Here is a 16,717-nt window from a genome sequence, read left to right as displayed (position 1 = left end):
GTCCCCACACCCGCACCGCGGAATTGTCAAGGCCCGCTGTGCGCGGACGCGACGGGCGTACCGTCAGCATCAGAGCCCGCAGGACACCACAGTGGGCCGTAGCGGAGCTGTTCGTATCGATAGCGGATGACTTCGGAGAAGAGGTCGTCATGGACGCCACCGGCCGGACCATCCGCACTCGCCCACGTGACACCACGCGCGGCGGATCGAGCGCCTTCACCGGGCTCGCGCAGCAGATACGCGAACGGGGACTGCTGCGGCGCCGATACGGCTACTACTGGACCAAGCTCATCGCGTCTCCACTCGTCGTCGCGGTCAGCCTCGCCGCCTTCGTCTGGATCGGCGACACCTGGTGGCAGCTGTTCACTGCGGCCGTGCTCGCGATCGTCTTCACGCAGATCGCCTTCCTCGGCCACGACGCGGCGCACCGGCAGATCTTCGTGTCGGGGCGGTGGAACGCCTGGACCAGCATCATCCTGGGCGACCTGCTCGTGGGCATGAGCTACGGCTGGTGGCAGCACAAGCACACGCGCCATCATGCGAACCCGAACAAGCTCGGGTCCGACCCCGACATCGAGCTGCCGGTCATCGCCGTCACGCCCGAGACGGCCGCACGGCGGCACAGCGCGGCGGTCACCTGGCTGCAGGCTCACCAGGGGCTGCTGTTCTTCCCGATCCTGCTCCTCGAGGGCCTGTCGCTGCACGCATCCAGCGTGCGACGAGTGGTCACCCGGGGGCGACTCGAACGGCGATGGGCCGAGATCGCCTTCCTCAGCATCCGGATGATCGGATTCGTCACGCTCGTGTTCATCGTGCTGTCGCCCGGCATCGCGTTCGTGTTCCTCGCGGTGCAGCTGGGCCTGTTCGGGTTCTATATGGGAATCGCGTTCGCGCCGAACCACAAGGGGATGCCGGTGGTTCCGAAAGACCTGACCCTGGACTTCCTCCGGAGGCAGGTGCTGATGAGCCGCAACGTGCGGGGGAGTCGCGTGCTCGACGTCGTGATGGGCGGACTGAACTACCAGGTCGAGCACCATCTGTTCCCGTCGATGCCGCGGCCGCACCTGCGCAAGGCGGCGCCACTCGTCGCTGCCTACTGCGATGCGCACGAGGTGAAGTACACCCAGGTCGGGCTGTTCGCGTCCTACGCGATCGTCGTGCGCTACATCAACAGGGTCGGACTCGGGGAGCGCGACGTGTTCTCCTGCCCGCTCGCCGATCAGCGCGACCATCTGGTCGCCGCATCCCGCTGACCGACCACGAACGGCGAGGTGTCAACCCTCTGTCGCATCGGGTTCGCGGGACAGAGGGTAGGAGTCTGCATTCGACGAGGAGGACACCATGAAGGCACTCACCTGGCAGGCCACGCGCAACGTGACGGTCGAGGAGGTGCCCGACCCGGTCATCGAGCATGCGACGGATGCGATCGTCCGGATCACTTCGTCGGCCATCTGCGGCTCTGATCTGCACCTCTACGAACTGCTCGGTCCCTTCCTCGACAAGGGCGACATCCTCGGTCACGAGCCGATGGGCGTGGTGGTCGAGGTGGGCAGCGCCGTGCGCGATCTGGCCGTCGGCGATCGCGTCGTGGTGCCGTTCAACATCTCGTGCGGTCACTGCTTCTTCTGTCTGCGGGGCCTGCAGTCGCAGTGCGAGACGACGCAGGTGAAGGAATACGGCAGCGGCGCCTCGCTGTTCGGCTACACGAAGCTCTACGGGCAGGTCCCCGGCGGGCAGGCCGAGTACCTCCGGGTTCCGTTGGCCGACTACAACCACATCAAGGTCGCCTCCGACCTGCCGGACGAGCGCTACCTCTTCCTCAGCGACATCCTGCCGACCGCCTGGCAGGGCGTCGAATACGCGAACGTGCCGGAGGGCGGAACGCTCGCCGTGATGGGGCTCGGGCCGGTCGGCCAGTTCGTCGCCCGGGTGGGCGCGCATCGCGGCTATCGGGTGCTCGCGGTAGACCCTGTCGCCGAGCGACGCGAGATGGCCACTCGACACGGTGCGGAGGTCTTCGACCTGACAGACGATGTCGTCGCAGAGCTGCGCGACCTCACAGACGGGCGAGGGGCGGATGCCGTCGTCGACGCCGTCGGCATGGAGGCGCACGGCAACCCGGGCATCAAGCTCGTGCAGCGCGCCGTCGGCCTGCTGCCCGACCCCGCCGCCAGGCAGGTCTTCGACAAGGCGGGCATCGATCGCCTCGCCGCCCTGTATGCGTCGATCGACGTCGTGCGCCGCGGTGGAACGGTGTCGCTCAGCGGCGTGTATGCGGGAGATGCCGACATCATGCCCATGAAGACGCTGTTCGACAAGCAGGTCAGCATCCGCATGGGCCAGTGCAACGTCAAACGCTGGATCGACGACCTGATGCCGCTGGTCGAGGATCTCAGTGACCCGCTGGGCGTGATGGATCTCACGACCCACACCGCTCCTCTCGAGGATGCCCCGGGTCTCTATGAGACCTTCCAGCGCAAGGCCGATGGCTGCATCAAGGTCGTGCTCCAGCCGTCCACCGTCTGACGGTGACCGCCGGCTGTGCAGCCCGTACTGCGCAGCCGGCTCATGTTTCTGTCAGCCCCGCTCGGGCTCCGGACTCAGCCGGCCTTTCCCTCGGCGAGGTATCCCAGCCGGTGCAGGGTCTCGGAATTGCGCCAGCGCAGCAGAGGAGAGATCAGCACGCTCGGCACGAGGGTGGCGGGGCCACGCACCGGCTCTTCGTCGATGCGGACGAGAGATCCGCCGCCGTGCGAAGGCACCCGCAGCGTGACGCGGGCCTCGCCGATCGGCCACCCCTTGGCACGCATGACCATCCGGTGCGGGGGATCCCATTCTTCGACCACCGTCGTGTCGTCGAGCAGGGCGGGCCAGACGCCCACCGAGTGGTGCAGTTCGGCGCCGGGCTGCGGCCAGGTGTCATCGACGTCGCGCATGCGCGACGCGCCGACGACCCACGCCGGGTAGAGCCAGGCGTCGGCCAGCACCCGGAACACGTCATCGGGGCGGCAGTTCATCGTGCGCACGTTCTTGGCCATGTCGGCTCCTTCTGTGACGGTTGCCTCATGCTCCTGCCTCCGCGTCGATCCACCGAGGGGGTTGACGGGCCGCGTGCGGCGCCGACCGGCCGTACCACAGACCCCGCATCGGCGCCTCCCCCTGGAACAGCGCACGCGTCTCTGCGAACGTCGGGTCATGGCACTCATCGATCTTCCCGTTCGCGCCGCTCGCAGACTCGGCGCTCTCGCGCACGACGACGCACCCACCCTGCTCACCCGCGGTTACGGCTTCGGTCCACGGATCTGGCGCAGGGTGCGACCGGGTGCGAGGTCGGCGCCGATGCGTCTGCTCGGTGACGACACCGTGTTCGTGCGCGGCGTCGAGGGCGTCGAGTTGTTCTACGACGAGACCCGCATCGCGCGCTCCGGGGCGATGCCAGCCCTCGTGCAGGAGAGCCTGTTCGGCCACGGCTCCGTGCACAGCCTCGACGGTGACGCGCACAAGCACCGCAAGGCGACGTTCATCGACGTCGCCTATGAAGACGAGCAGGTCGAGCGGCTGACGCCATGGCTCGAGCGCGAGTGGCAGAGCGAACGTCGGGCCTGGCTCGACGGCGGCACCCGCAGCGCCTACGACGCGGCGGTCGGTGCGCTGGGCCGAGCGATCATGGGGTGGGCGGGTGTGCCCGGCACGCCCGCAGCCAAGACGCGGTGGGCAGCGCGTCTCGCGCAGATCGTCGACGGGTTCGGCTCGCCGTACTCACCGGAGTACGTCGCCGCACTGGCGAACCGGTGGTGGTCGGACCGGCACTCTGCGCGGCTCATCGAGGCCGTGCGTCATGGGGCGCTCAGCGCACAACCGGGCACGGCACTCGAGCAGTGGGCCCACCACCGCGATCAGGACGGCGAGCTGCTGCCTGCCCGCGTCGCGGGCGTCGAGCTGCAGAACAGCATCCGCCCGATGATCGCGGTCGCGCGCTTCGTCGCTTTCGCCGCGAAGGCCCTCACCGAGCACCCGGAGTGGCGTGAGCGCATCGCCGCCGAAGCCGCCGAACGGGGCGCCCTTGTCGGCGGACCGCTGTCGATCATGTTCGCTCAGGAGATCCGACGGACGTCCCCGTTCGTGCCGATGCTCCCCGGGTGGGCGATCGCCGATATCGAGCTCGACGGACAGAGGGTGGATGCGGGAGGACGCGTCGTGCTCGACATCCTCGGCACCAACACCGACGACCGCTTCTGGGCGCGCCCCGAGCGGTTCGACCCGGAGCGCTTCCGCGATGTCGGCGCAGACTACGAAGCGCTCGCCGCGTTCATCCCGCACGGCGGGGCTGACGTCGCGACCGGTCATCGATGCCCCGGCGAGAAGCTCGCGATCGCGGGCCTCGCCGCAGCCATCACGGTGCTCAGCGACCCCGGTCTGCGAATCCTCGACGACGGACTCGATGTCAACCGCCGACGGCTGCCCACCAAGCCCCGCTCCGGAGGCAAGGTCCGCTCGGTGTCGGCACCCGCGTCGGGCGGATGCCCCTTCCACCGATAGAGACCGTCATTCCCGGCCGGAGGTGTCCGCTCCGTCCGGGATGCGGTCGCTCGGCACGATGGCGATCTCCTGCACCTTCCAGTCGAGATCCGCGATGCGCTCCGACAGGTCGGTCGTCTGTCGCAGCGACACCTTGCTCTTGTGAGGGACCACGAAGGCCTCGATGTGGAAGACCTGGCCCTGGTCGCGCATCCGGATCCCCGCCTCTTTCACCCAGGGTCGCGAGCGCATGGTCGCGAGCACATCGCCGGCGAGCGGATGCGGATGCTTGCTGTCATAGGTCCTGGCGCGCTGGTCCATGAGATCGATCACCGCGGTCTTCGTGTTGCGCCATCCGTCCCAGATGATGCCGAGTGAGATGACCAGAGCCGCCGCGCCGTCGAGCCACCACACACCCATGCCGACACCGAGCACGCCGACGATCGATGCGACCGTGGTCTGCCAATCGGCCTTCGCCATGTCGGCGTCGGCGTAGAGCAGCTTGTTGTGCAGCACAGGGGCGAGCTTCGCCTTCGCCGGTCCGTAGAAGAACACCGGACCGACGATCACCACGGCCATGACGGCCACCATGAGCCAGCCGAGCCAGATCGTCTGCCCGAACAGCTGCACGGTGCCGATGGTCGGATGCTCGCCGGCGATGAGTCCGCTGACTGCTTCGATCGCCAGGTTGAGTCCCACTGCCAGTAGGGCGACCCCTGCCACGAGGTGTCCGATGCCCATGACCCGATGCAGCCCGTAGGGATGCTTCACCGACGGGCGCTTGCGGATGAAGATCAGCGCGACGAGGAACGCGATCTGCGGGATGAGCGACAGCATGTCCTCGATCCACGCCGTGCGCATCGCCTGCGAGTTGCCGACGACGAGCGCGATCACCGCGATCGTCACCGAGGTGTAGGCGATCGTGAACCACTCCCAGCCGACCGCTCGTCGCAGCGCCTGACGCTGCTCGTCGGGGAGCTCCGTCCGTCCGATCCTCGTCGGCGTCGTCACGAGTCCGCCTCCTCATCGAGGTATCGCTCGAGCTCGCTCAGGAACGCGTTCTCTCCCAGTGGCACGAGCATCACGATCTGGCGGCCTTCGGCTCCGTCGATGCCGGGATACGCGCGAGTCACACCGGCTTTGTCGATCCACGGGGTGCTCGCCGTGAAGCCGCCGATCACGAGGTCGAGGTCGCCGCGCTCGAGCATCCCGACCAGAGTCTCCTCCGACCCGTCGGTCCAGTCGATCTCGGCGTCGATGCTGTCGGCGAACCCGCCCACGAGGTCGGGGAGGCTGCCGGTCGGAGTGGCGCGTTCCACGTCGACGAGCCCGGGCTCCGACGTGACGCCGACCCGCAGCTCCGAGCCGGTCACGGACGACAGCGTGCCGTCGGGGTCGGCGGGGATCGTCAGGCCGCAGCCCGAGAGCGCGGTGGCGAGCAGCAGTGCCACTGCGGCCGAGATCGCGCGGAGGAGGGGCCTCGTCGATGCGTTCACGACGCCATGGTTCCGCCGCGGGGCGGCGACGAGAACCGGGTTGACGCCCGCCACGGCAGTGAGTAGGCGTCTAGCTCTTTTGCGAACGGCTGATTCTCTTCGCAGCTCAGGCCGCGACGAGCACTTCTCTTCGTGGCGGGCGGCTGGCATCCCCGACTGCCTATGTGTGGAAGAGAACTAGCAGGTGCCCGCCATCTGGCAATCGATGTCTGCGAGTCTGTCCGGGACCCAGCTGAGGTCCGGAAGTTCCATCCTTACCCGAATGGCTTCGATCGCAAGTCCTCTGCCGGAAGTGCCAGCCATCTGACCAGCCGTCTTCATGTCCATCCACCCGATGTTCTGGACATGCGCGGAGTACCGGATTTTCACATCGCTGCACGTTGACCACATCTTGATCGCTTCAAGACGAAGCCCCTGACCGCGGGTTCCAGCAGAGGATGACACACCTTGCCATCCGATGTTCTGAACATGCCCCTGAACGTTGATGGAGCAGCTTCGACTCCCGATAACGCTCTTGATATTGCTGCTTATGACTACAGGTGAAAGGGAGACATACTCCAGCCGCAGCGACTGCCCCTGGGTGCCCAGCGTGAAATCAAACACGTTCGTACCGTAAACGAGCTCGATGTTCTTGGATGCCCAGCGGTCTCCCACATTCTGGATGTGCGCTCGCCATCCGGCCGAGACATCGACGCGGGGCGAAATCGCGAAGGCAGCAGAGGCTGTGGCTGCGGGGAGAACTGACATCGTGGCGATCACGCCTGCGGCAAGGAGCGCAAGGAGCGGTCGTCTGGTTCGGTACATGTCATCCTCCAAGTTGTTACGTGCTGGAAAAGTAGCACGCGCCCGCCAGCATATCGATGTGCATTGCTGAGGCGACGGTCAGCGGTCGCACGTCTCGAACACGTACCCGTCGTCCGTCGGCGTGACGAGGTCGCGATCCCGCAGCACCATCGACCCCGGCGCCTCGTCGTCGGCGCACATCTCGGCGAACGACCGCGGCAGCTCATCGGAGTACTCGATGTCGATCACGGCGTCGCCGTAGACATCGGTGAAGGCTCCGCACTCCTGATAGACGGAGCACTCCTCGACCACGGCGAAGTCGAACTCGGCGCGCTCGCGCAGCAGGGGCGCATCCTCGGCGGCGTTCTTCTGCCCGGCCGCGAGCCCGGAGTCATGTGCGACGTCGACGAGCAGCGCCGCGAGGGCGAGGTTGTCATCGAGGGTGAGCGCGCCGTCAGAGCGGGTGTACGAGTCGAGGTTGTCGAACTCCACCGCCTCGAATCCCGATTCGGCGCACCCCTCGATCCACGGACCGACGATCTCGGCGATGCGCTCGCGGCGGTCGTCGGTCGAGGTGTCGAGCAGAGCCTCGTCCGGCCAGTCGGGGTCGAACACGGGCTCGCCGCCGCTCTGCAGCACGAGGTCGTCGGGCCAGGTGTCGAGCTCGCCCGGCTGGGTCTGGAAACCGTTCACGTAGCAGATCGAGTACAGCCCCTCGGCGGGGTCATCCGAGCGGTCCCGACCCACGATGCCGACACCGTCGGCGGGTGCATAGGCCCCGCCGAGCTGGTAGTCGGGTGTCGCTCCCGCCGGTGGAGGCAGGAAAGGCGCAGGCGGGTCGGAGATGGTCGTGACGCAGCCCGAGAGGGCGAGGACCAGCGCGGCGACGGCGGTGACCGCGACCGTCGCCCGCCTCAGCTGCCGGCCCCGTACAGAGCGGCGATCTCTTTCGAACCCATCCCTTGATCGTACGTGCCGTGCTGGGGCCATCCGGCCGGGGAGTCCTCCCACTCCTCCTGGCGGCCGTAGGGGAGCAGGTCGACGAGCCCCTGCAGCTGACTCATGCGCTCGGTGCCTCGTCCGTTCGTGTGCCAGGTGCGATACACGGTGTCGCCGTCGCGCAGGAAGACGTTCACGCCGAAGCCCTCGTTCGGACCGGCATCCATGTCGGCGCCGAACGTGCTGTCGGCGCTCGAGAACCACGTCATGCGATTGCCCACCCGGTCTCGGTAGGCCAGCGCCTCATCGATCGGCCCGTTCGTCACGATCACGAAGCGGGCGTCGTAGTACCGCTCGAGGAAGTCGAGCCGCGTGAACTGCGAGGTGAAGCCGGTGCACCCTGGGCACTGCCACTCGTTGCCGTCGGTCCACATGTGGTTGTAGACGATGAGCTGTCGATGCTCGCCGAAGATCTCCGACAGCGCGACCGGACCGTCGGCCCCGACGAGCGTGTAGTCGGGCAGCTCGACCATCGGCAGCCGCCGTCGCTGGGCCGCGATCGCATCGAGCTCTCGCGTCGCCGCCTTCTCACGCACCCGCAGGGCGTCGAGCTCGCGTCGCCACGTGTCGGCGTCGACGACGGGCGGAAGGGGCGTCTGGGTCGTGCTCACGGTGGACCTCCGGATGCTCGGGAAGACGGTGCCCCCAGTGTGCGCTCGCCCACCGACATCGTCAACCGATCGGCGAAGGGGCGCCGTCGACCGCGGGTGCATCGACCTCTTCGGCCGGATTGCGTCGGATGCCGATCCACGACACGACGCCGCCGAGCACGAGCAGCGCGGCCGTGACCCAGGCCGCGTTGTGGAAGCCCGCGAGGTCGAGCGTGCCGCCGATGATGGTCGACAGCATGGCGACGACGAGCAGTCCGGCGACGCGCGAGACCGCGTTGTTCACCGCGGAGGCGATGCCCGAGCGCGACTCGTCGATCGCGCCGAGGATCGCCGAGGTGAGCGGCGCCACGGTGAGCGAGAGCCCGAGACCCAGCACGATCATGGCGGGCAGCACCTGCCACCAGTAGTCGAAGTCCTCGCTGACGACGAGCAGCATGAGGGCGCCGACGGCCATGACGAGCGGGCCGACGGTCATGAAGATGCGGGGACCGAAGCGCCCGGCCCATGAGCCTGCGCGCGAGCTGATCAGGATCATCAGGATGGTCATCGGCAGGCTCGCGAGACCGGCCGCGGTGGCGCTGAGGCCGGCTCCCTGCTGCAGGTAGACACCCACGACGAAGCCGTTCAGCGACAGGGCGGCGTAGACGAAGAGGGTGGCGAGGTTGCCCCAGGCGAAGTCGCGCACCCGGAACAGCGAGAGCGGCATGAGGGGAGAGGTCGACCGCTGCTGCCGCATCAGGAACCAGGCGAACAGCGCGGCTCCGATCACGCCGGGCATCCAGATGGCGGGGGACTGCCACCCGAGGTTCGGCTGCTCGATCAGCGCGAACACGACCGCGCCGAGACCGATCGCGCACAGGGCTCCGCTGAGCCAGTCGACGCGCACCCCGCTCGGGTGCTCCTTCAGCTTGAGCCGGGAGAGCAGCACGAGGGTGACGGCGATCGGCACGACGTTGATGAGGAAGACGAATCGCCACGACAGGAAGTCGACGAAGAGTCCACCGAGCAGCGGGCCGACGAGCTGCGCGGCGGTCGTGAACGCGGTCCACACGCCGATCGCCCGTGACTGCACGTCGGCGCGCATGGTCGCCGTGATCAGCGCGAGCGAGCTCGGCACGAGCAGAGCACCGGCTGCTCCCTGCGCGGCTCGCGCGATGATCAGGATGAGGGGGTCGGGGGCGGCGGCGACCGCGACGGATGCCACGCCGAAGGCGATGAGGCCGATGCGCATCACGAGCACCCGACCGTAGGCGTCCGACAGCGATCCCGCGAGCAGGATCAGCGCGCTGAGGGTGATGAGGTACGCGTCGACCACCCACTGCTGCGTGGTGATGCCGCCGCCGAGTTCATCGCTGATCGCAGGCAGCGCGACCGTCACGACAGTGCCGTCGAGGAAGGTCACGAAGGATGCGAGGACGGCGATGGAGATCACGAGCCGCTGCAGCGGCGCGAAGCGAGAGGATGCCACACGCTGACACTACTGCCGCCGCGGACATGACGGGCGGTCAGATGGCAGTCGTGCTCGCGCGATACAGGTCGCGCAGACCCGCTGTGCCGTGCTCGGCATAGGCCCTGCGCTGTCGCTCGGCACCCGTGCCGTCGGTGCGGATGCGAGCGATGCCCTCGGCGACGAAGTCCTCGTCGCCCAGTCGAGCGAGTGCGGGGCGCAGTCTGTCGAGCAGATCTCGCGCGACGTTCCAGAACGACGCGATCCCGCCGTTCGCCGGGTCGACGAGGCGCGCCTCGGTTCCGAATCTCGCTGCCGTCCACAGGGAGGCATCGATCGCGTCGACGCCGATCTCGGGTGCATCATCGATCGCGTCGCTCACCATCAGAGCGCGCGTGAGGGCTACGGCGAGCAGCGTGTCGTCGACCGTCAGTTGCGCGTCGAACACCCTCACCTCGACGGTGGGGAAGCGCTCGGACAGGCGGATGGCCCATGACAGCGAGCCGGCATCCGCGATCGCTTTCATCGCGACGAGCTGTTCCACGTGTGCACGGTAGTCGGCGAGATCGCGGAAGTGCGGCGGGCTCCACGACGACGGCAATCGTCGGATCAGGATGCTGCGCCAGCTGGCGAACCCCGAATCCCTGCCGTGCGCGAAGGGCGCGTTGCCGGTGAGAGCCAGCAGAACGGGAAGCCACGGTCGCACGCGATTGAGCACGCGGACGCGCTCTTCGTCGTCCACCACCTCGACATGGACGTGCAGCCCGTTGACCTCGTGCTCGCGGGTGATCTCGACGAGCTGAGCATCCACCGCGTCGTAGTGGGGCGAAGAGACCACCGTCAGGCGCTTCGGGGAGATGAACGGGGTGCCGATGGAGGCGAAGACCGCACCCTGATCGGCGGCGTACGTGCCGATCAGGCTGCGCGTGCGTCGCAGCTGCGCCTCGGCATCCGCCCTGGTGGTCGCGGGCGATGTGGCCGACTCGAGCTGACAGGTGAGGTATTCGGGGGTGAGGCCCGCAGCAGCGTCCTCGGGGATGCGCTCGCGGGTGGCTGCGCTCATGGCCGCGGGCACGAGTGTCTGCTCATCGAGCAGGACGAACTCCTCCTCGACGCCGAACCGGGCCATAGACGCGAGCCCTAATGGTCGCGCAGCGCCGAGATGAGCTCGGCCTTGCGCTGACGGCTGTAACCGGTGAGGCCGATCTCCTTGGCGCGGGCGCGCAGTTCGTCGACGGTCCAGTCCTCGTAGTCGCCGTGTTCGCCGCCTCGGCGCCCGACAGCGCTTCGGCCGTCGCGGGCGGCGGCGTTCGAGATGCGGGCGGCTTTCTCCTTCGAGGCGCCGTCGTCTCGGAGCTCTTCGTAGAGCTCCGGATCCTTCAGCGAGTTGTTCCTGCGTCCTGGCATGTCGTGTGCTCCTCTCGCACGGCGGGAAGGCCCGAGTCAAGGCCCTCGGGGCATGGGATGAGGCGGTCTAGGTTGGGAAACCGTAGATGGGCGCCTCCCCCGCGCCCCGAGAAGGGAAGACCGATGAACATCCTGCTGATCATCATCATCGTCGTCGCCATCATTCTGGCGATCACCGGCGGGCTCGTGCAGTCCCTGCAGTTCCTCCTGTGGGTCGGCCTGGTGCTGCTGGCCATCGCGGTCATCGCCTGGTTGATCCGAGCGATCTCCGGCAACCGCACCCGCTGATCCGCGCAGTGAGGCCCGCCCCGGCGGGCCTCACTGCGTTCGGGATCAGTCCCTGGTGCTGTCGCGCAGGTTGTCGCCGACGTTCTTGGCGGCGTCCTTCACGTTCTCGCCGGCCTGCTTGGCGGAGGCCTTCGCCTGATCGCCGCGGCCCTCGGCTTCGAGCTTCTCGTTGTCGGTCGCCTTTCCGACGCCCTCCTTGATCTTTCCGCCGGCCTTCTCCGCTGCGTTCTTGATGTCGTCTGCTCCACTCATGGGGCTCTTCCTTTCATCAGTCGATCAATGTCCGTCCACCGTCGCACGGGTCGGGAATCCTGCACACGGGATTGACAACGACGAGCACTCGTGACAGCGTCCGCCAGGCATCGACGTGGATGCCGCACACGACTAACCTGGCCCCAGGCGGGTGGTCCTGCCCGCTCTCACCTCGGCTGCGGCCGACGAAGGAAGCGGTAGAACATGGACTCGATGATGATGGGCGCCATGCGCTCGAACATGATGTCGACGCCCGACATGGCGATGATGGACATGTCCGTCTTGCAGGCCTGCATGGATGCGTGTTCGGCGTGCGAGCAGGCGTGCACGGTGTGCTCGACGCAGATGATGGACTGCTCGCCGGCATGCATGAACTGCGCCGACATGTGCAACACGATGATGCGGTCGATGATGCGGATGCAGGGCATGACCCCCGCGTCGATGATGGCCATGCTCGACGCCTGCATCGCCATGTGCCAGACGTGCATGGACGAGTGCATGCAGCACGCCGACCACAGCGAGGTCTGCAAGATGTGCGCTCAGGCCTGCAAGGACTGCATGGACGCGTGCATGGCCGTCAAGGACATGATGATGGCGACCGCCTGAGCGGCGCCCGCATCGTCCTCAGTCGTTGAGCGAGGACGGCGAAGCCGCCCGAGACGAAACGCGCTCAGCCGAGCGCGACGTTGAACTGTGCGCGGCCGACGGCCAGCACGCCGTAGCGCACGTGCAGCGCGATCGGCGTGCCCGCGGGTGCCTCGAGCGCTGCACCCGACGCGTTCCACAGCGTGTGCGTGGCGTGGTCGAGAGTGCGCACGGTGAGCTCACCCGTGGTCGCATCGGCGTGCTCGACGATCGCGTCCGCCCACTCGCTCGGCGTCGCCGACGCGATGCGCGCCTGAATCAGGTGCAGCGCGTGACCCGCCTCGAAGGACGAGCAGGCGAAGCCGTGCCGGCACATGCACGCAGAACGCTCACGCACCGAGAGGGGCGAAAGGTGGTTCAGCGGCGTGGACACGGTGGTCTCCTTCGTGAGCGGACGTTCCGGCAAGAGTAGGTCGGCCTCGCGAGAGACGGAACCCGAGCCGACACGGTGTGAAACAAACGGGCGTAGACTCGCCGGGTGCTGTTGTCGAAGAGTGCTCTCCGGATCCCGGATCGAGCGCAGATGGGAGCCGTGGGCGCGTTCAGCGCCACGGACAGAGGCTGACGATCGGCCGGAGGCGGAACATCCCGTCCCCGGAGCCGCGTCGTACCCGGCATCCACTCGGATGCCCGCTCTTGTTCCCTCTTCCGCCGCCGTCCGCGGCCCACACGAAAGCACGTCTCTCATGCGTCCCATCGACGAGCGCACCCTGCGCGCCTCCTTCATCAACGCCTCCCGCAAGGAGGTCTCCGACCTCACGCTGCCCGCCGGCTTCGCCGACCTCGACTTCGAGAAGCTCGACTACCTCGGCTGGGTCGACCCCAAGCTGCCTCGCCGCTCGTACGTCGTCGCGTGGGTCGACGACGTCGTCACCGGAGTGTTCCTTCAGCGCGCCGAGCAGCGCGTGATCTCACGAGCCCAGTGCTCGTGGTGCGAGGACGTCGCCCTGCGCCACGACGTGCAGCTCTACGTCGCACGCAAGGCCGGTCCTGCCGGTCGCAAGGGCGACAGCATCGGCAACCTCGTCTGCGCAGAATTCGGATGCTCGCAGAACGTGCGGATGCTGCCGCCGCTGGCCTACGACGGCTACGACCGCGAACTCGCGCGCGAGCTGCGCATCCTCAAGCTGCAGGAGCACGTGAGCGCGTTCATCGCAGCCGTGCGGAGCTAGTAGGGATACCCGAGCGCGAGTCTGCGCGGAGACGAGCGCTCCGCGCAGACTTCGTCCGCGCCGGGCGACCGACGTCGGTGCCCGTTCGTACGATGGGCGAGTGAAGATGCTTCTCCTCTCTCTCAACCCCGGCGCCCTGCAGCCGTTCCTCGACAGCACGACCTCCGGTGGCCCGTTGCGCGTCGGCTACATCGGCGATGCCCAGGTCGCGTATGCGGGCGCGCCCTTCGTGACCGCCGAACGTCGCGCCATCGAGGTTCTCGGTCATGAGCTCGTCGACATCACGGTGCGTGAGCTCACGGCATCCGAGTTCGCGACGATCCTCTCCGCCGTCGACGCCGTCTATGTGGCCGGCGGCAGCACCTTCGCGCTGCTCGAAGCACTCAAGGTCACGGCGAACGACGTCGTCCTCGCCGAGAGGGTGCGCGAGGGGCTGCCCTACATCGGGTGCAGCGCTGGGTCGATCATCGTGGGTCCCGACATCACACCGGCCTCGCTCATGGACGATCCTGCAGACGGTCCGTCCCTGACCGAGTTCACCGGTCTGAGACTGATCGACCGCACGGTGATCCCGCACGCCGACGGGATGCTGGAGCCCTACCCGCCCTCGCTCATCAGTGAGACGGTCGCGAAGTACGACTCGACCCACCAGCTCCTGCTGCTCCGCGATGATCAGGCGCTGCTCGTCGAGGGCGATCGCGAGACGGTGATCGACTCGAATTCGTAGGAATCACCGCCTCACACGATCCCTCATACGATCCCTCACACGATCTCGAGTCGCGCCACCGTCTCCTCGGCGTCGCAGGCGCTTCCGACCCACAGGCGGATCGCTCCCGGTTCGACGCGCTTCACGCCGTCGAGTCCCGTGAAGGCGAGCCGGTCGATCGGCACGTCGAACTCGACGAGCGCCTCGGCGCCTGGTGCGAGCGTGACCCGCCGGAAGTCCAGCAACTGGGCGACCGGGCGGGTCACGCTCCCGACCTCGTCGTGCGCATACAGCTGCACGACATCCGTCGCTGCGACCTCGCCGGTGTTGCGCACGCGCACCGACGCCCGAAAGATCTCACCCGCGGCGATCGACGCGGGAGCGGTGAGCTCGTCGTGTGCGAACGTCGTGTAGCTCAGACCGAAGCCGAATGGTCGCACCGGGGTCGAGTCGGCGCTGGTGACATCCGTGCGTCCGCCGAGCACGGGGTGCAGGTACGAGTACGGCTGCGCCCCCGCCGACCGCGGCAGCGACACCGGCAGACGCCCCGACGGTGCGATGCGACCGCTCAGCAGCCGCGCGAGAGCGGGGCCGCCCTCCTCGCCGGGGAAGAACGTCTGGAGCACCGCGGCGGGGATTCCCGCAGACGCCGTGCTCGTCGTCGCCGAGGCGTCGACCGCTCCGAGACCGGTCATGGTCCCGGCGGCGCCCGCGCGAGGAGGCAGCGCCCAGTCGAGAACGTACGGACGCCCGGTCATCGCGATCAGGATCACCGGAGTGCCGGTCGCGACGACAGCCTCGACCAGCTCGCGCTGGACGCCGGGGAGTTCGAGGTCGTCGACGTCGTTGCCCTCGCCGACCGTGCCGCGCCCGAAGAGGCCCGCGCGGTCGCCGACGACGACGATCGCGACGTCGGCGGCTGCGGCGGCCTCGACGGCGGCGGGGATGCCGGAGCGGTCGGAGCCCTCGACCCCGCATCCGATCGTCGAGGTGATGTCAGCTGCGGGGAACTCGGCGCGCAGTGATCCGGTGACCGTCGGCAGCTCGATTCCCGCGGGGGTGTCGGGGTGATGAGCGAGCACGTGGTTGACGAACGAGTAGCAGCCCATCAGCGCTTCGGTGCTGTCGGCATTGGGGCCTATCACCGCGATCCGCGAGGTCGTCGTCGGGGCGAGGGGGAGTGCGCCGTCGTTGCTCAGCAGCACGACCGACTCTTCGGCGAGGCGTCGCGCGAGCGCGCGGTGCTCGGCCGGATCGAGATCGATGGCGGTCGGAGGAGTGTCGAAGTCGGCATCCAGCAGCCCGAGCTCCTCCTTCTGCGCGAGCACCCGGCCCACCGCCCTGTCGAGGATCTCCGGTGAGAGCCGGCCGTCCCGCACCTGCTCGGCGAGGGTGACGAAGGCGTCGGGCGAGGGCAGCTCGACGTCGATTCCCGCGGTGAGTGCGAGCCGGGCGGCATCAGCCGAGTCGGCGGCCGCGCGGTGCATGCTGTGCAAGAAGTCGACGGCGAAATAGTCCGACACGACCACTCCGTCGAATCCCCAGCGGTCGCGCAGGATGCCGGTGAGATAGCGCGCGTCGGCCGTGACGGGCACCCCGTCGATGTCGACGTAGGAGTTCATGACGCTGCGGGCACCGCCCTCGTGGATCGCCATCTCGAACGGCGGGAGCAGCACGTCCTCGATCTCGCGCAGGCCTGCGCTCACGGGGGCATGGTTGCGTCCGGCCTTCGAGGCGGAGTATCCGATGAAGTGCTTGAGGGTCGCGTGCACGCCCTCGGACTGCAGGCCGCGGACATAGGCGGTGCCCACCCGGCCGACGACCAGGGGGTCTTCGGCGATGCACTCGTCGACCCGACCCCAGCGGGGGTCGCGGATCACATCGAGCACCGGAGCCAGACCCTGATGGATGCCGAGGGACCGCATCGACGAGCCGATGGCCCGACCGACCTCCTCGACCAGCTCGGGGTCGAAGGCCGCGCCCCACGCCAGCGGCGTCGGGAAGGTCGCCGCCTTCCACGCGGCGAGGCCCGTCAGGCATTCCTCGTGCACGAGCGCCGGAATGCCCAGTCGCGTCTGCTGCTGCAGTCGCCGCTGCTCGGTCCACAGCCAGGCGGCCCGCTCGACGGGGTCGACGGGGCGGGTGCCGTACACGCGCGTGAGGTGGCCGATGCCGTGCGTGGAGGCATCCTCGTAGCGCGTGGAGCTCTTCTTCTCGCCCGACATCGGGGCGACCACCTCGACGCCCTGGTCGACCCAGAAGCCGACGAGCTGCGCCTGCTTCTCTTCCAGAGTCATGCGGGCGAGGAGCGCCTCGACGCGGGCGGAGTGCGGCGCGGAGCCTGCGGGCTGCAACATCATGTTCTCTTTCTCGTTCTCGTCGACGTGGGGTGT

20 protein-coding genes are annotated in these 16,717 nt (G+C 68.1%); 7 read left to right on the top strand and 13 right to left on the bottom strand.

Annotated features, from left to right (window positions below; all coding sequences use genetic code 11):
* Positions 1–149: 149 nt before the first annotated feature.
* Both ASF87_RS03100 and ASF87_RS03095 read left to right on the top strand, forming a co-directional pair.
* The gene (locus tag ASF87_RS03100) at positions 150–1,253 is read left to right on the top strand and encodes a fatty acid desaturase family protein (protein WP_056374072.1); all 1,104 of its coding nucleotides are present in this window, start codon (positions 150–152) and stop codon (positions 1,251–1,253) included.
* Positions 1,254–1,341: 88 nt separating this feature from the next.
* The gene (locus ASF87_RS03095; protein ID WP_056374071.1) at positions 1,342–2,526 is read left to right on the top strand and encodes a zinc-dependent alcohol dehydrogenase; all 1,185 of its coding nucleotides are present in this window, start codon (positions 1,342–1,344) and stop codon (positions 2,524–2,526) included.
* A 74-nt stretch (positions 2,527–2,600) separates the two neighbouring features.
* Here the strand turns inward: ASF87_RS03095 and ASF87_RS03090 are convergent, their stop codons facing one another.
* The gene (locus ASF87_RS03090; RefSeq protein ID WP_056374068.1) at positions 2,601–3,038 is read right to left on the bottom strand and encodes an SRPBCC family protein; all 438 of its coding nucleotides are present in this window, start codon (positions 3,036–3,038) and stop codon (positions 2,601–2,603) included.
* Positions 3,039–3,195: 157 nt separating this feature from the next.
* Here ASF87_RS03090 and ASF87_RS03085 point away from each other — a divergent pair, with 157 nt between their 5' ends.
* Positions 3,196–4,539 (top strand): cytochrome P450, encoded by a 1,344-nt coding sequence (locus ASF87_RS03085; protein ID WP_056374066.1) that lies wholly within the window; start codon positions 3,196–3,198, stop codon positions 4,537–4,539.
* A 6-nt stretch (positions 4,540–4,545) separates the two neighbouring features.
* Here the strand turns inward: ASF87_RS03085 and ASF87_RS03080 are convergent, their stop codons facing one another.
* The 8 genes from ASF87_RS03080 to ASF87_RS03045 all read right to left on the bottom strand — a co-directional run bounded on the left by ASF87_RS03080 (position 4,546) and on the right by ASF87_RS03045 (position 11,261).
* Positions 4,546–5,529 carry a cation transporter gene (locus ASF87_RS03080; RefSeq protein ID WP_056374064.1) on the bottom strand — a complete coding sequence of 328 codons (984 nt, stop codon included), beginning with the start codon at positions 5,527–5,529 and terminating at the stop codon, positions 4,546–4,548.
* Positions 5,526–6,014 (bottom strand): hypothetical protein, encoded by a 489-nt coding sequence (locus tag ASF87_RS03075; protein ID WP_235558856.1) that lies wholly within the window; start codon positions 6,012–6,014, stop codon positions 5,526–5,528. Before ASF87_RS03075 ends, ASF87_RS03080 begins: the two co-directional genes overlap by 4 nt.
* Positions 6,015–6,191: 177 nt before the next feature.
* Entirely contained in the window at positions 6,192–6,818 is a 627-nt protein-coding gene (locus tag ASF87_RS03070) for an Ig domain-containing protein (protein WP_056374063.1), read from the bottom strand.
* Between the two features lie 78 nt (positions 6,819–6,896).
* A complete protein-coding gene (locus ASF87_RS03065; protein ID WP_327037344.1) occupies positions 6,897–7,643 on the bottom strand; it encodes an endo alpha-1,4 polygalactosaminidase in 747 nt (248 codons plus the stop codon).
* 68 nt (positions 7,644–7,711) lie between these two features.
* Positions 7,712–8,407, bottom strand: coding sequence for a DUF899 domain-containing protein (locus ASF87_RS03060; protein WP_056374061.1), 696 nt, complete (start codon positions 8,405–8,407; stop codon positions 7,712–7,714).
* A gap of 61 nt (positions 8,408–8,468) precedes the next feature.
* Entirely contained in the window at positions 8,469–9,875 is a 1,407-nt protein-coding gene (locus tag ASF87_RS03055; RefSeq protein WP_056374059.1) for an MFS transporter, read from the bottom strand.
* Between the two features lie 37 nt (positions 9,876–9,912).
* Positions 9,913–10,983, bottom strand: coding sequence for a carboxylate-amine ligase (locus tag ASF87_RS03050; RefSeq protein ID WP_056374057.1), 1,071 nt, complete (start codon positions 10,981–10,983; stop codon positions 9,913–9,915).
* Positions 10,984–10,994: 11 nt separating this feature from the next.
* Entirely contained in the window at positions 10,995–11,261 is a 267-nt protein-coding gene (locus ASF87_RS03045) for a DUF7218 family protein (RefSeq protein WP_056374055.1), read from the bottom strand.
* Between the two features lie 123 nt (positions 11,262–11,384).
* Here ASF87_RS03045 and ASF87_RS17800 point away from each other — a divergent pair, with 123 nt between their 5' ends.
* A complete protein-coding gene (locus ASF87_RS17800) occupies positions 11,385–11,549 on the top strand; it encodes a hypothetical protein (protein ID WP_164481676.1) in 165 nt (54 codons plus the stop codon).
* Between the two features lie 45 nt (positions 11,550–11,594).
* Here ASF87_RS17800 and ASF87_RS03040 read toward each other — a convergent pair whose 3' ends face one another.
* Positions 11,595–11,801 (bottom strand): CsbD family protein, encoded by a 207-nt coding sequence (locus ASF87_RS03040; RefSeq protein ID WP_056374052.1) that lies wholly within the window; start codon positions 11,799–11,801, stop codon positions 11,595–11,597.
* Between the two features lie 167 nt (positions 11,802–11,968).
* Positions 11,969–12,253: a hypothetical protein gene (locus ASF87_RS17960; RefSeq protein ID WP_235558855.1), complete on the bottom strand. Its 285-nt coding sequence runs from the start codon at positions 12,251–12,253 to the stop codon at positions 11,969–11,971.
* On the opposite strand from ASF87_RS17960, the gene ASF87_RS17955 reads away from it, so the two are divergent.
* The gene (locus ASF87_RS17955; RefSeq protein WP_235558854.1) at positions 12,228–12,407 is read left to right on the top strand and encodes a hypothetical protein; all 180 of its coding nucleotides are present in this window, start codon (positions 12,228–12,230) and stop codon (positions 12,405–12,407) included. The genes ASF87_RS17960 and ASF87_RS17955 overlap by 26 nt on opposite strands.
* Before the next feature lie 64 nt (positions 12,408–12,471).
* Here ASF87_RS17955 and ASF87_RS03030 read toward each other — a convergent pair whose 3' ends face one another.
* Positions 12,472–12,819 carry a hypothetical protein gene (locus ASF87_RS03030; RefSeq protein ID WP_056376310.1) on the bottom strand — a complete coding sequence of 116 codons (348 nt, stop codon included), beginning with the start codon at positions 12,817–12,819 and terminating at the stop codon, positions 12,472–12,474.
* A 313-nt stretch (positions 12,820–13,132) separates the two neighbouring features.
* Here ASF87_RS03030 and ASF87_RS03025 point away from each other — a divergent pair, with 313 nt between their 5' ends.
* Together ASF87_RS03025 and ASF87_RS03020 are read left to right on the top strand one after the other, a co-directional pair.
* On the top strand, positions 13,133–13,618 hold the full coding sequence (locus ASF87_RS03025) for an FBP domain-containing protein (protein ID WP_056374047.1): 486 nt from the start codon (positions 13,133–13,135) through the stop codon (positions 13,616–13,618).
* A gap of 106 nt (positions 13,619–13,724) precedes the next feature.
* Positions 13,725–14,345, top strand: coding sequence for a Type 1 glutamine amidotransferase-like domain-containing protein (locus ASF87_RS03020; RefSeq protein ID WP_157550076.1), 621 nt, complete (start codon positions 13,725–13,727; stop codon positions 14,343–14,345).
* A gap of 35 nt (positions 14,346–14,380) precedes the next feature.
* Here ASF87_RS03020 and ASF87_RS03015 read toward each other — a convergent pair whose 3' ends face one another.
* Positions 14,381–16,684, bottom strand: a complete 2,304-nt coding sequence (locus ASF87_RS03015) for a glycoside hydrolase family 3 protein (protein ID WP_056376309.1) — start codon at positions 16,682–16,684, stop codon at positions 14,381–14,383.
* Positions 16,685–16,717 lie beyond the last annotated feature (33 nt).

Origin of the sequence: Microbacterium sp. Leaf161, assembly GCF_001423645.1 — a bacterium.
GTDB lineage: Bacteria > Actinomycetota > Actinomycetes > Actinomycetales > Microbacteriaceae > Microbacterium > Microbacterium forte.
The sequence above is the reverse complement of the archived record's forward strand: the minus strand, read 5'-3'. Positions and strand labels throughout refer to the sequence as shown.

Bases quoted from the DNA above. Each gene is read 5' to 3' on its own strand.
- ASF87_RS03020 (WP_157550076.1), top strand. From the start codon at position 13,725: ATGCTTCTCCTCTCTCTCAACCCCGGCGCCCTGCAGCCGTTCCTCGAC.
- ASF87_RS03050 (WP_056374057.1), bottom strand. From the start codon at position 10,983: ATGGCCCGGTTCGGCGTCGAGGAGGAGTTCGTCCTGCTCGATGAGCAG.
- ASF87_RS17955 (WP_235558854.1), top strand. From the start codon at position 12,228: ATGACCCCCGCGTCGATGATGGCCATGCTCGACGCCTGCATCGCCATG.
- ASF87_RS17800 (WP_164481676.1), top strand. From the start codon at position 11,385: ATGAACATCCTGCTGATCATCATCATCGTCGTCGCCATCATTCTGGCG.
- ASF87_RS03070 (WP_056374063.1), bottom strand. From the start codon at position 6,818: ATGTACCGAACCAGACGACCGCTCCTTGCGCTCCTTGCCGCAGGCGTG.
- ASF87_RS03095 (WP_056374071.1), top strand. From the start codon at position 1,342: ATGAAGGCACTCACCTGGCAGGCCACGCGCAACGTGACGGTCGAGGAG.
- ASF87_RS03085 (WP_056374066.1), top strand. From the start codon at position 3,196: ATGGCACTCATCGATCTTCCCGTTCGCGCCGCTCGCAGACTCGGCGCT.
- ASF87_RS03025 (WP_056374047.1), top strand. From the start codon at position 13,133: ATGCGTCCCATCGACGAGCGCACCCTGCGCGCCTCCTTCATCAACGCC.
- ASF87_RS03040 (WP_056374052.1), bottom strand. From the start codon at position 11,801: ATGAGTGGAGCAGACGACATCAAGAACGCAGCGGAGAAGGCCGGCGGA.
- ASF87_RS17960 (WP_235558855.1), bottom strand. From the start codon at position 12,253: ATGGCCATCATCGACGCGGGGGTCATGCCCTGCATCCGCATCATCGAC.
- ASF87_RS03100 (WP_056374072.1), top strand. From the start codon at position 150: ATGGACGCCACCGGCCGGACCATCCGCACTCGCCCACGTGACACCACG.
- ASF87_RS03015 (WP_056376309.1), bottom strand. From the start codon at position 16,684: ATGATGTTGCAGCCCGCAGGCTCCGCGCCGCACTCCGCCCGCGTCGAG.
- ASF87_RS03045 (WP_056374055.1), bottom strand. From the start codon at position 11,261: ATGCCAGGACGCAGGAACAACTCGCTGAAGGATCCGGAGCTCTACGAA.
- ASF87_RS03090 (WP_056374068.1), bottom strand. From the start codon at position 3,038: ATGGCCAAGAACGTGCGCACGATGAACTGCCGCCCCGATGACGTGTTC.